Consider the following 12,068-nt stretch of genomic DNA (forward strand, 5'->3'; position numbering starts at 1 on the left):
TCTCTTGTCAGAGCACCCCACTTGTCAAGGGTCCGCAGGTGTACGAGGGCTGACGGAATCGTGAACCGCCGGACGCGGCCGCAAATGCGTCTACGCTGAAGCCGCCTGGAGCTGAAGGCCGCCTGGAACCGCACCGCTGAGGAGAAGACCCCGATGGCATCGGACCGCCCCACCCTGCCCCCCGTTCGGCTGCGCGCGGAGGCGGAGCTGGCGCGGGCCGCGCTCGCCGCGCCGCTGCTGGCCGGGGCCGTGCGGCTGGCCCGCTGGGCCGGTCCGCAGACCCGGGTCGGCGCGGGCGGCGAGCTCGCCGACGACCAACTGCCCGCGGCGGCCGAGGTGTTGGGCCTGGAGCCGGACGACGACGGCGCGGCGCACGCCAGCGAGGCGTGGCGGGTCGCCGTGGACACCGGGCTCGTGACGGTGCCGGAGCCGGAGGGCGACGAGGACGAGGCGGCCGGCGTCACGGCCGGCGAGCAGCTGGCACTGCTCACCAAGGGCTCCCCGGCCGATGTGCTCGCGGTGTGGCTGGACGGCTTCGACGCGGTGTTCGCGGACGCCACCGCGCCGGTCTTCGACGAGCTGGCCGACCTCATCGGCGAGGACGGCGAGATCGACGTCGCGAAGCTGGACTGGGACCCGGAGGCGGAGACCGCCTTCCTGGAGGGCGTGCTCGGCAACCTGTACCTGCTGACCGTCAGCGAGGGCGGCTCGGGCGAGGGCCCGGTGCCGCTGCCGGCGCTGGCCGCGTCGATGATCGTGCCGGACGACATGGGCGAGCCGACGGACGACGTCCTGGAGCAGGTCTCCGAGGCGATGATGCGGCTCGACGACCAGTTCCGCGTCCTGGAGCCGATCGGGCTCGTCGAGTACCAGCCGGTGGACGAGGCGCTGATGGCCGAGGAGGGCGAGGAGCCCGTGCCGTCGGTGGACGACGAGGACGTGTCCCGGTACGGGATGGTCCGCCTGACGCCGCTCGGCCTGTACGGCATCCGGACCCGGATGCTGGAGGCCGGGGTGGACGCGCCGGCGGTCGGCGATCTGACCGGCAAGGGCCCGGAGGCGCTGCTCGACGGCGTCGCCCACTACCCGTCCGAGGCGGCGCGCGGCGAGGTCGAGCTGTGGCTGGCGGGCCGCGAGCCGGTGGCGGCGGCGCGCGAGCTGCTCGCCGCGGCGCGCGGCGCCGACGAGGGCTCGCCGCTGCGCCGGCTGCACTGCCAGCAGGCGCTGTCGCTGGTCGGCGCGGAGGCGGAGCCGGCGGTGCGGGAGGTCCTCGACGACCCGGAGCTGGGCGGCCTCGCGCGGGTGTGGCTGGCGGAGCGGGGCGCGGCGGACGTGCCGGCGCCGCCGGAGGCGATGATCTTCTGGCTGGCCGTGGACACCATCGCGGCGCAGCTGGAGATGGACGGCGACCTGGAGGAACTCCAGGACCTCATCGAGGGCCTGACGGGCCGCCACGACGGATTCTTCGACGCGGTCTGGCGCGTCGAGCACCCGGCGACCGCGGACGTCCTGGAGGCGATGGGCCGCCTGCACCGCGACAAGCGCATCGCCAAGGAGGCCCGCAAGTCGGCCTTCAAGGCCCGCTCCCGCACCGACGACTGAGGGGGCGGCGCCGCACCCCGTCCCGTACCCGCGGGCTTCACAGGGGTGCGAATGCGTGTGCTGATGATCGCTCGTTGGGGTGGCGCTGTGAGGTCAAGGCAGCGAGGGCGGCGGTCGATACACGGAGCCGGTACGTGTATCGGGCATGCCCGATATCCGCAGCCGTCCCCGCCCGGCGGAATGGGACCGGTGCCGGTGGGTGTGGAACGAGTGCGTGGCCAAGTGCACGGCCGTGCACGCGCACAACAAGGCCACCGGGCAGAAAGTCACGTGCGGCCCGGCACAGCTCGACAGGATGCTGACCGACGCCCGTGCCCGTACTCCGTGGCTGCGTGAGGGCGCGTCGGTTCCTCAGCAGCAGATCATCCGCGACTTCGGCCGTTCCCGCGCCAAGGCGCAGAAGGACATTGCATCGGGCGTGCCCGTGGCGCGCCGGGCCGGGATGCCCACGTGGAAGCCCAAGTGCGCGGCGCTGCCGAGCTTGAACTACACGCGGCGCGGGTTCCGGTTGAAGGACGGCCGTCTGTGCCTGGCCGGGGGCATCCTGCTGACGGTGGTGTGTCGCGCGAGCTACCGGCTGAGCCGTCCTCAGTGCGCGTGTACCAGGACAGCCTTGGGCACTGGTACTGCTCATTCGTCGTCCCCGTCCAGCTCGAGCCCATGCCGGGGACCGGGTGCGCACTCGGCGTCGACTGGGGTGTGAAGCAGACCGCGACCACCACGTCCGATGCTCACGACCTGCCGCACGTCGAATACGGCAAGAAGGCCCAGGCGAAGCTGACCCCGTACGACCGGATGATGGCTCGCCGCAGGCCGCAGAAGGGCCGACCCGGATCGAAGGGCTACCGCGCGGCGAGGAAGCTGCGGGCGAGGGCGTACAAGAAGGCCGCCAGGCAGCGTAGGGACACCAGCCGCAAGTGGGCCAAGAAGGTCGTCCGCGACCACGATGTCATCGCCGTCGAGGACTTCCGGCCTAAATTTCTTGCCAGGACCACCATGGCCCGCAAGGCCGCTGACGCCGCCATCGGCGTCACCAAGACGGCCTTGATCGAGATGGGCCGTAAGCACGGGCGGGACATCCGCCTTTTCCACCCCTCGCACACCACGATGGACTGCGCGCACTGCGGAGCGAGAGCCAAGCACGTTTTGCCGCTGGGGATGCGTACCTACACCTGCACCGCGTGCGGAACCTCGTCCCCCAGACAAGAACTCCGCACGCGTGATGCTCGTCCGGGCTGGTATCACCCCGGCTGGTGCCGATGGCGCAAGACCTCCCGGAGCTATGCTCCGGGAGGCGGCCTGAGCCAGGAGTCCCCTCCTTGCGAGGAGGGGAGGATTCAATCAATCGGAGAGAGTTCCGCCACCGCCCCGAGCCGGCCGTCTACAGCGCCTGGGCGGCCGGCTTCACCATGCCCCGAACCGTACGGGCCTTCACGAACTCGCCCATCGCCGTCATCTCCCATTCGCCGGAGAACTGGCGGATCAGCTTGCACATCATCACGCCGGTCTGCGCCTCCGCGTTCGTCAGGTCGAAGCGGACCAGCTCCTCGCCGGTCGCCGCGTCCATGAGCCGGCAGTACGCCTTGGCGACCTCGGTGAACTTCTGTCCGGAGAACGAGTTCACGGTGAAGACCAGGCCCGTCGCCTCCGCCGGCAGCCGGCCGAGGTCGACCGTGATGACCTCGTCGTCGCCCGCGCCCTCGCCGGTCAGGTTGTCCCCGGAGTGCCGGACCGCGCCGCCGAGGATGGTCAGCTTGCCGAAGTAGCAGCTGTCCAGGTGGTTGCGCTGCGGGCCGTACGCGACGACCGAGGCGTCCAGGTCGATGTCCTTGCCGCGGTACGCGGGCTCCCAGCCGAGGCCCATCTTGACCGCGGACAGCAGCGGGCGGCCGCCCTTGACCAGCGACACCGTCTGGTTCTTCTGCAGGCTGACCCGGCCCTTGTCCAGGTTGATCTTCCCGCCGGCAGGCGGGGCCGGCGGGGCGGCCGGCGGGGCGGCGGGCGCCTGCGGGGCCGAGATCCTCGGGTCCACGGGAGCCGCGGCAGGCACGGGCGGGGCGACCGGGGCCGGCGGCGCGACCGGGGCGGCCGCCGCGGGCTCCTCCTCCACCGAGACCCCGAAGTCCGTCGCGATGCCGGCGAGCCCGTTCGCGTACCCCTGGCCCACCGCGCGCGCCTTCCAGACGCCGCCCCGCAGATAGATCTCCACGACCACCAGCGCCGTCTCCGCGCCGAGCTGCGGCGGGGTGAACGTGGCGAGCACGCTGCCGTCGTCCGCGTTGCGGATCGTGGCGGTCGGCTCGATGCCCTGGAAGGTCTGGCCGGCCGCGTCCGGGCTGGCGGTGACGACGATCTTCTCGATCCCGGCCGGCACCGCCGTGGTGTCCACCACGATGGCGTCCGGCGCCGTGCCGCCACCGGAGCGGTACGTCACGCCGGGCCCTGACGGCTGGTTGTAGAAGATGAAGTCGTCGTCCGAGCGGACCTTGCCGTCGGTGTTGAGCAGGAGGCCGGAGACGTCGAGGCGCACCGGGGCGGCGACGTCCACCGCCACGCGCTGGACGGCGAGCGGGATGTTCGAGCCGGGGGTCATTGCGGTCATGCCCCGGGTAACGAGCGACGCCGCTTTGCCGTTCCCTTACCTGCGGCCACCCTGGTGACGCGGATGCGAGCGGGCCGTGCGCTCGTTGCCGAACTTGTACGCGCCGGTCCAGCGCGCCATCACCATCTGTGCGTCCCCCGCCTCGACGGCGGCCAGGAACTTCGCCGCGCGGTCGCCGCGCAGGGTGGCGGCGGCGCGGCCGCGGTGGACGATCTCGACGCGGCCGTCGTCGAACCGCCGGTAGCTGAAGCCTTCGGGTCTGGGCATCCCGGCATCCTCCCGCCGCCGGGCCCGGCGGCGCACCCGAATATCCTTCGGCCCTGTGGGTGGGGAGACGGGGAACTCGTTCCGTACGCGGGACGTGGACGAGGCGCGGCGGGAGATCGGTGCGCGGTACTACGCGAACTTCATGGACGTCGTCGAGAAGGAACGTCCCTTCGCGGCCCGTTTCGACATCGTCGACCTCGGCCCGCTGGTCCTCGGCGAGCTGATCTGCGGCGCGGACGTCCGGATGCGCTTCGGCGAGCTGGGCCAGTACCACGTCGACGCCCCGCTGACGGGCAGCATCGACTGGCGGCAGGGCGGCCGTGGCGCGGGCACCATGGACCCTGCCACCGGCGTCGTGTTCGACCCGGCCGGCGACACCGCCCTCGACCGCTGGGGCGGCGACTGCCGGGTGCTCGCCGTGAAGATCGACGCGGCGGCGCTGCGCGCCCGCCTGGATGCGCTGCTCGGCCGCACCGCGGGCCGCCGGCTCGCCTTCGCGCCGCTCCTCGACCTGGGCCGCGGCCCCGGCCTGAGCTGGGTCGGCCTCGCGCGGCGGGCGTTTCGCGAGACCCTCGCCGACGAGGGCCTGGCCCGCCACCCGCTGATCGCCGCGCCGCTCCAGGAGGCGCTGCTCAACGGGCTGCTGCTGGCCGCCGACCACCCGTACCGCGAGGAGCTGGCGCATCCCGGCGAGCCGCGCCGCCCCGCGCCCGTCAAGCGCGCCATGGACGCCGTCCTCGCCCGCCCCGAGCACCCGTTCACCACCGCGGAGCTCGCCGGGCTCGCCCGGGTCGGGGTGCGCCGGCTCCAGGAGTCGTTCCGCGAGTACCTGGGCATGACCCCGATGGCGTACGTACGCCAGGTCCGCCTCGACCGGGTGCACGGCGAACTGCGCCTCGCCGAGCCGGACGAGGTCACCGTCGGCGCGGTGGCCTGGCGCTGGGGCTTCACCCACCCGGGCCGGTTCGCCGCCCAGTACCGGGAGCGCTACGGGGAGACCCCGTCGCAGACCCTGCGCGCCGCCCCGATCCGCCGAAGCGGCGGGGGAGTTCGTTTTCCGGACAACGACCGCGTTCCGCGGATCGCGCGGTGCGCACCCGCTCCGTAGATTTGCCTCTGTCACGTGCGCCGGCTCGCGCACCTGACTCGGGCCCCGGCCGCGGCTCCCCCGCAATGGCTCGGCCGGGCCTCACACCCCCGCCCCCTCCGTCTTCGTCACGGGGGACCGGCGTGCCGTCCGGGCCGCCAGCGCAGCCGCCCCCGCGACGCCCGCCACCGCGAGCACCGGCAGCAGCACCCGTACGTCGAGCACCGTCACCAAGCCCGCGCCCACCGCGAGGGCGACCGCGTTCGGCACGAACACCAGGGTGTTCGCGGTCGCCGCCGCCCGGCCCACCGCCTCCTTCGGCGCCGTCCGCTGCACCGCCGTCATCGTCGCGACGAGCACCCACGGCAGCCCGAGCCCGATCCCCGCCGAGGCCGCCAGCGCCACCGCGTCGTACGGCAGCGCCCGCGCGCCCGCCGCCACCGCGAACAGCGCCAGGCCCGCCGCCGCGAGCCGCGGCTCGGCCACCCTGCGCAGCAGCGGCCCCGCGGCGAGCCCGGCGGCCACCGAGCCCGCGCCCTGCACCGCGTACAGCACGCCCGCGTACGCGGGGGAGTGCCCCAGACCCCGGTCCACGACCGCGTACACCGCCGCCCCGTTCAGGCCCGCGAGCAGCATCGTGAACGCCGCCGCCGGCACCAGCACCCGCAGCTGCGGCGCGCCGCGCAGCACCCGCAGCCCGTGCGCCGTCTCCGCCCGCCACCGCCCCGGCACGCGCCCGCGCCGCACGGCGGGCGGCTCCTCCCGTACCCGCATCAGCGCGAACAGCCCGGCCGCGAGCGTGAACGTCGCCGCGTCGAGCAGCACCACAGGAGCGCCGCCCCAGCGGGCGAACAGCCCCGCCGCGGCCATCGGCGCGACCAGCTTCACCGCCTCGTTCACCGTCAGCCGCAGCCCGTTGAAGTCCCCGAGCCGGCGTTCGTCCAGCGCGTCCGCCGCGAGCGCCGACTCCGCCGCGTCCTGCACCGCGCCCTGCGCCCCGTACACCAGGAGCACCGCGAACAGCAGCCACACCCGGTCCGCCGAGTCCACCCACAGCAGCACCGGCAGCAGCGCCGCCATCCCCAGGTTCACCGCCACGATCAGCGGCCGCCGCCGCACCCGGTCCGCGACCGCGCCGAGCACCGGCCCGAACAGCGCGGGCGCCCACAGCGCGAACGCGGTCAGCGCCGCCAGACCGTCCGAACCCGTCAGGGACTTGACCCAGATGCCGGAGACCAGCCACAGGGCCGTCGTCCCGAACCCGGAGACCAGCACCCCGGCCAGATAGCAGCCCACCGTCCGTCTCATGCCCGCAGCGTGGCGGCTAAGGAGCCGCCGAAGGATCGGGCGGATGCCCTAAGGGGCTTCACCTGCTCAGGCGACGGCCTTCTGCCGGGCCCGGGTCTCCCACCACAGGGCGGCCCCCGTCGCCAGGGCGCCCGCGCCCTCCCACAGGCCGACGCCCAGGAAGCCGGACGGGGCGCGGCCCGTGACGACGGCGAGGGTGAAGACCGTGCAGGTCAGCAGCCGGAAGGGCACCGTCCAGCGGAAGAAGGCCCGCCAGTCGGCCAGGGCGGCCAGCACGTAGTACACGCCCATGTTGAGCGCGGCCATGGAGGACGCCGTCATGAAGACCAGGGTGTGGTCCCCGTCCGCGCGTCCCCCGTCGGGTATGGGCTCGAAGCCCATCATCGTGAGCAGGGCGTCGGGGGAGATCAGCCCCACCACCCCCAGCGCGGCGGCGAGCACGCCGAAGACCGCCATGGTCCAGCCGGACAGGGAACGGGGCAGGCGACGCACGGCAGTCCTCCGGTTGAGCACTCAACTTGTGTCCCCGCGAGGCTACTTCAGCACCCCGCGCCCCACGTCGGCGCCCGCCCGCGTCACTTCGGCGCCCGCCAGCGTCACTTCAGCGCCGCCCGCATCATCTTCTCGGCCACCGGCGCCGCGAGCCCGTTGCCGCTGACCTCGGAGCGCGCCGCGCCGGAGTCCTCGATCAGCACCGCCACCGCGACCTCCTTGCCGGTCGCCGGGTCCTTGGCGTACGAGGTGAACCAGGCGTACGGCGTCTTGCTGTTGTTCTCGCCGTGCTGCGCCGTGCCGGTCTTGCCGCCGACCTCCACGCCGTCGATCGCCGCGTTGCTCCCGGTGCCCTGCTCCACGACCGTCTGCATGGCGCTGCGCAGCTGCGCGGCCGTCCCGGACGACACGACCCGCCGGGTCTGCCCGTCCTCGTACGACTGGAGCGCGGTGCCGTCGGAGTCCACGACCTCGGAGACCATGTGCGGTGCGGCCATGAGCCCGTCGTTGGCTATGGCCGCGGACACCATGGCCATCTGGAGCGGCGTGGCGGTCACGTCGAACTGGCCGATGCCGCTGAGCGCGGTCTGAGCCCGGTCCATGCCGGAGGGGTACACGCTGGCGTACGCCCGTACCGGCACGTCCAGCTCCCGGTCGTTGAAGCCGAACTTCTCCGCCATGCCCCGGACCTTGTCCTGCCCGAGGTCGGCGGCGAGCTTCGCGAAGACGTTGTTGCAGGAGTACCGGAGCGCGGTGCGCAGGCTCGCGTTCTCGCAGGGCGCGGCGGCGTTCTCGTTCTTCAGCACGGTCCGCGTGCCGGGCAGCGTGTACGGGTCCGGGCTGCGCGTCGGCGTGTCCACGTCCGGGTAGAGCCCGTCCTCCAGTGCCGCCGCGGCGACGACCAGCTTGAACGTGGAGCCGGGCGGCAGCGGCTGCCGCAGCGCCCGGTTGACCAGCGGCTTGTCCGGGTCCTCGGAGAGCGCGCGCCAGGCCTCGCCGTCCGTGAGCCCGGCGATCTTCGACGGGTCGTACGACGGCGTCGACACCATTCCGAGGATCCGGCCGGTCTTCGGGTCGATCGCGACGGCCGCGCCCTTGTTGTCGCCGAGCGCCTCGTAGCCGGCCTTCTGCACCGCAGGGTCGATCGTGGTGAGCACGTCGCCCGGCTTCTGCTGCTCGCCCGTGAGGGCGTCCACCGGGTTCTTCAGCCGGGTGTCGGTGCCGTCCAGGACGCCGGAGTAGATGCCCTCCAGCTGGGTGGCCCCGTACGCCTGGGAGCTGTAGCCGGTCACCGCCGCGTACAGCTCGCCGTCGGTGTACGACCTCTTGTACGCGAGGTCGCCGCCCTTCGTCGGCTTCGAGCCGGTGACCGGGGACCCGGCCACGACGAGGTCGCCGAGCGGCTGCGCGTACTGCGCGATCGTCTTCCGCCGGTTGTGCTGGTCGTCTGCGAGGGCCCGGCCTTCGTACGCCTGCAGCCAGGTGGCCCGCAGCAGTACCGCGAGCACCAGAAGCAGCGCGAAGACCGAGGCGCGCCTGATCGTCTTGTTCATCCCCCGGAAGGACGAACCGATGGGAGCCGGACGTTCCGGATCCGACCGGTTTCTCAGACAATCCTCATGCATCACCCGAAGTGCGTGGGGCCGAGCCCGTGCGACCCCGAGCGTCGCACGGTCAGCCCGGCGTGACGAACCCCGACTCGTACGCCACGATCACCGCCTGCGTACGGTCCCGCACCCCCACCTTCGCGAGCACCGCCGCCACATGCGTCTTCACCGTCGCCGCGCCCACCGACAGCCGGTCCGCGATCTCCGCGTTGGTCATCCCGGTCGCCATCAGCCGCAGCACCTCCGCCTCCCGCTCGGTCAGCCGGGCCACCCAGGGCGGGGCGGTCCGCGGCGCCCGCCGGGCGTGCTCGGCCGCCAGAGCGCGCACCGCCGCCGGGTACAGCAGCGAGTCGCTGCGGGCGACCAGCCGCACCGCGCCCACCAGCTCCTCGGGGGCCGCCCGCTTCAGCAGGAACCCGGCCGCCCCGACGCGCAGCGCGTCGTACACGTACGCGTCGTTCTCGAAGGTCGTCACCACCACGATCCGCGGCGGGTCCGCCGGCCCGGCCAGGATCTGCTCGGTGGCCCGGATCCCGTCGACCTCCGGCATCCGCACGTCCATCAGGACCACGTCCGGCCGCAGCGCACGCACCACGGACACCGCCTCGGCCCCCGTCGCCGCCTCCCCGACCACCTCCAGGTCCGGCTCCGCGTCCAGGATGACCCGCAGCGCGGTCCGCACCATCCGCTCGTCGTCGGCGAGCACGACCCTGATCGCCGTCACCGCGCACCGCCGAGCGGCAGCCGGGCGGTCAGCCGCCACACGCCGTCGACCGGCCCGGCCGCGGACGAGCCGCCGAGGAGCCGCGCCCGCTCCGCGACGCCGCGCAGCCCGCGGCCGCCGCCGGGGCGGACCGGCGCCGGACGGCCGGCCAGCGGGTTCTCCATGGTGATCTCCAACCCCTCGTCGTCCAGCGCCAGATGCGCCGTGACCGGTGCGCCGCCGGCGTACCGGGCGGCGTTCGTCAGCCCCTCCTGGACGATCCGGTACGCCTCCCGGGACACCGTCCGCGGCACCCGCTCCAGATCTCCCGTCCACGTCACCTCCGCGGCCGCGCCCGCGCCCTTCGCCAGGGCGGCCAGCGCCTCAAGACCCGGCCCGGGCAGCTCGCCGGACGCCGCGCCGTCGTCGTCCCGCCGCAACAGGCCGAGGACGTGGTCGAGTTCGCCGACCGTGCGCCGGGTGGTCTCCTCGATCGAGGTCAGCGCCTCGCGCACGAACGCCCGGTCGTCGGGGGCGTCGCTGTCGAGCAGCCGGCGGGCCGCGCCCGCCTGCAGCGTCACCGCGCTCAGCGCGTGCCCCACCGAGTCGTGCAGCTCGCGGGCGAGCCGGTTGCGCACGGCCAGCTCCTCGGCCCGCCGCTCGGCCGCCGCGAGCCGGTCCGCCGGGCTCGGCCCGAGCAGCCGCGGCGCGCAGCCGGCGAGCAGAGCGCCCGCCCCGGCGGCGACCGCGGCCAGGGCCACCAGCATCAGCAGGCCCCCGGGGACGCCCGCCCAGTGCACCCAGGGCGCGTCCACGCCCCAGAACCGGCTGAGTTCGGAGTTCCGCAGCCGCTCCGAGAACGGCAGTACCAGCATGGTGAGCGCGAACGGCGGCAGCGCCAGCGTCGCCCCGCTCACCAGACCGCCGAGGCCCACGTGGAGCACGAGCCAGCCGGCCGTCCGCGCCCGCGCGGCCCGCCCGCGCGCCGGGCCGTCCGCGAGCTCCTCGCCCCGTACCCCGCACAGGGCCCGCGCGACCGCCACCGACATCGGTCGGGCGAGCGGGAACAGCGCGGTCACCGCGACGAGCGGCAGCGCGAAGGCGTACGCCCCGAACTGCAGCCCCACCGAGCCGTTGAACAGGCCCTGCCCGTCGGAGAGCGGTGAGAGCACCACCGTGCCCAGCAGCCAGTACGGCATCAACAGCGCGCCGCCGAGGATCAGATGGACCCAGCGCAGCACCGCCCGCCGGCCGAACACCGCGGTGACCGCGCCTCTCACGCGCCGCGCCGGCGCAGGAAGACCGTCAGACAGCCGGCCAGCAGGAACCCCGTGATCATCTCTCCAGCGTAGGAGGTGATCATCTGCGCCGTGGGCTCCTTCGCCGGATCCGAGCCCGGCATCGACGCGGCCAGCAGCATCCACGCGCCCCAGCAGCCCACGCCGCCCGTGCCGATCCAGGCCGCCGCCAGCGGGGCGCCCACCCGGCGCGCCTTCCCGAGCCGGAAGACGAGCGTCAGCACGGCGGCCGCCGCGGCGACCACGAAGCCGGCCCGCACCGCCTCCAGGACGTAGTAGTCCGACGTCCGGTCCGCGATCCGGGCGGCCGAGAGTCCCCACTCGGCGCCCGACGCCCACAGCACGTGCAGGGCGGCCGGCACGAGCGCGAGCACCGAGGCGGCCACCGCGGTCACCCGCGTCGCGCGCCCGCAGAGGTCGGGGGCGAGCTCGCCGACCCGGCCCGCCCACACGTGCGACCAGCGGTCCCGCGCGTACAGGACGAACAGCGTGCCGAGGGCGAGCGCCTGGACGATGAACCCGCCGTACACCACGGAGAAGACCCATTCCTCGAGGAACGGCTCCCCGCCGGCGGTGTGCTGTTCGGCCCCGGCGACCGCGGCGGTCGCCAGCTGTACGGGGAAGCCGACCACGATCGGGGCGAGCAGTCCGGTCGCCGCCCACATCGGCAGCCCGAGCAGCCAGGACCGCACCCGCAGGCCCCAGGGCTGGGTGAGCAGCAGGGCGAGCACGACGACGCCCAGGTCCATCAGGACGGTGACGCTGTTCAGGACGGCCATGAGGCCGGGGTCGTCGAGCAGCACGCTGTTCTCGGGTATGCCGATCCTGCTGCCCGCCACCCAGGCGATCTTCAGCGAGATGTACGGCAGCGTGGCCAGGACGGCCAGGGCGCGGAGAGTCTTCTTCATGGCTCCCACCCTGCTGTTCGGCGTGCCCACGACACCTCCTGCGAGGAGAGGAACCGCCTCCGCCGCACGGGGGAGACAGGAGCCGCGCGAGGAGGAGTTCCGGTGCCGGCGAGCAGGGTCTCCCTTGCGAATTGACCAGAGAAATCAGCCCCTGAATGCACCCCGTGCCAGGTCACTCAGCCCCGTAGAGTGAT

General features: G+C 73.8%; 10 protein-coding genes and 1 pseudogene. 3 read left to right on the plus strand and 8 right to left on the minus strand.

The features are described from left to right. The first annotated feature begins 153 nt into the window (after positions 1–153). Positions 154–1,602 carry a hypothetical protein gene (locus ACGFMM_RS17305; protein ID WP_393647174.1) on the plus strand — a complete coding sequence of 483 codons (1,449 nt, stop codon included), beginning with the start codon at positions 154–156 and terminating at the stop codon, positions 1,600–1,602. Positions 1,603–1,747: 145 nt separating this feature from the next. After that, a pseudogene (locus ACGFMM_RS17310) lies at positions 1,748–2,905 on the plus strand (RNA-guided endonuclease InsQ/TnpB family protein). Positions 2,906–2,983: 78 nt separating this feature from the next. Here ACGFMM_RS17310 and ACGFMM_RS17315 read toward each other — a convergent pair. Both ACGFMM_RS17315 and ACGFMM_RS17320 read right to left on the minus strand, forming a co-directional pair. Further along, on the minus strand, positions 2,984–4,204 hold the full coding sequence (locus ACGFMM_RS17315) for a TerD family protein (protein WP_393647175.1): 1,221 nt from the start codon (positions 4,202–4,204) through the stop codon (positions 2,984–2,986). Between the two features lie 36 nt (positions 4,205–4,240). Beyond that, positions 4,241–4,471: a hypothetical protein gene (locus tag ACGFMM_RS17320; protein ID WP_393647176.1), complete on the minus strand. Its 231-nt coding sequence runs from the start codon at positions 4,469–4,471 to the stop codon at positions 4,241–4,243. Positions 4,472–4,526: 55 nt separating this feature from the next. Here ACGFMM_RS17320 and ACGFMM_RS17325 point away from each other — a divergent pair, with 55 nt between their 5' ends. Next, positions 4,527–5,579 (plus strand): AraC family transcriptional regulator, encoded by a 1,053-nt coding sequence (locus ACGFMM_RS17325; RefSeq protein ID WP_393647177.1) that lies wholly within the window; start codon positions 4,527–4,529, stop codon positions 5,577–5,579. Between the two features lie 81 nt (positions 5,580–5,660). Here the strand turns inward: ACGFMM_RS17325 and ACGFMM_RS17330 are convergent, their stop codons facing one another. The 6 genes from ACGFMM_RS17330 to ACGFMM_RS17355 form a co-directional block, all read right to left on the minus strand. Continuing rightward, complete coding sequence (locus tag ACGFMM_RS17330; protein ID WP_393647178.1) at positions 5,661–6,866, minus strand: MFS transporter; 1,206 nt, start codon at positions 6,864–6,866, stop codon at positions 5,661–5,663. A gap of 66 nt (positions 6,867–6,932) precedes the next feature. After that, a complete protein-coding gene (locus ACGFMM_RS17335; protein ID WP_393647276.1) occupies positions 6,933–7,322 on the minus strand; it encodes a hypothetical protein in 390 nt (129 codons plus the stop codon). Positions 7,323–7,462: 140 nt separating this feature from the next. Next, on the minus strand, positions 7,463–8,911 hold the full coding sequence (locus ACGFMM_RS17340) for a peptidoglycan D,D-transpeptidase FtsI family protein (RefSeq protein WP_393647179.1): 1,449 nt from the start codon (positions 8,909–8,911) through the stop codon (positions 7,463–7,465). A 121-nt stretch (positions 8,912–9,032) separates the two neighbouring features. Beyond that, positions 9,033–9,650: a response regulator gene (locus ACGFMM_RS17345; protein WP_393647277.1), complete on the minus strand. Its 618-nt coding sequence runs from the start codon at positions 9,648–9,650 to the stop codon at positions 9,033–9,035. A 35-nt stretch (positions 9,651–9,685) separates the two neighbouring features. Further along, on the minus strand, positions 9,686–10,948 hold the full coding sequence (locus ACGFMM_RS17350) for a sensor histidine kinase (RefSeq protein ID WP_393647180.1): 1,263 nt from the start codon (positions 10,946–10,948) through the stop codon (positions 9,686–9,688). Continuing rightward, positions 10,945–11,874: a hypothetical protein gene (locus tag ACGFMM_RS17355; RefSeq protein ID WP_393647181.1), complete on the minus strand. Its 930-nt coding sequence runs from the start codon at positions 11,872–11,874 to the stop codon at positions 10,945–10,947. Before ACGFMM_RS17355 ends, ACGFMM_RS17350 begins: the two co-directional genes overlap by 4 nt. Between the last annotated feature and the right edge of the window lie 194 nt (positions 11,875–12,068).

The organism is Streptomyces sp. NPDC048604, from assembly GCF_043199435.1.
GTDB lineage: Bacteria > Actinomycetota > Actinomycetes > Streptomycetales > Streptomycetaceae > Streptomyces.

What these genes read in the sequence shown, in the direction of transcription:
- ACGFMM_RS17305 (WP_393647174.1), top strand. Translation starts at nt 154, where the DNA reads ATGGCATCGGACCGCCCCACCCTGCCCCCCGTTCGGCTGCGCGCGGAG.
- ACGFMM_RS17315 (WP_393647175.1), bottom strand. Translation starts at nt 4,204, where the DNA reads ATGACCGCAATGACCCCCGGCTCGAACATCCCGCTCGCCGTCCAGCGC.
- ACGFMM_RS17320 (WP_393647176.1), bottom strand. Translation starts at nt 4,471, where the DNA reads ATGCCCAGACCCGAAGGCTTCAGCTACCGGCGGTTCGACGACGGCCGC.
- ACGFMM_RS17330 (WP_393647178.1), bottom strand. Translation starts at nt 6,866, where the DNA reads ATGAGACGGACGGTGGGCTGCTATCTGGCCGGGGTGCTGGTCTCCGGG.
- ACGFMM_RS17335 (WP_393647276.1), bottom strand. Translation starts at nt 7,322, where the DNA reads ATGGCGGTCTTCGGCGTGCTCGCCGCCGCGCTGGGGGTGGTGGGGCTG.
- ACGFMM_RS17340 (WP_393647179.1), bottom strand. Translation starts at nt 8,911, where the DNA reads ATGAACAAGACGATCAGGCGCGCCTCGGTCTTCGCGCTGCTTCTGGTG.
- ACGFMM_RS17345 (WP_393647277.1), bottom strand. Translation starts at nt 9,650, where the DNA reads ATGGTGCGGACCGCGCTGCGGGTCATCCTGGACGCGGAGCCGGACCTG.
- ACGFMM_RS17355 (WP_393647181.1), bottom strand. Translation starts at nt 11,874, where the DNA reads ATGAAGAAGACTCTCCGCGCCCTGGCCGTCCTGGCCACGCTGCCGTAC.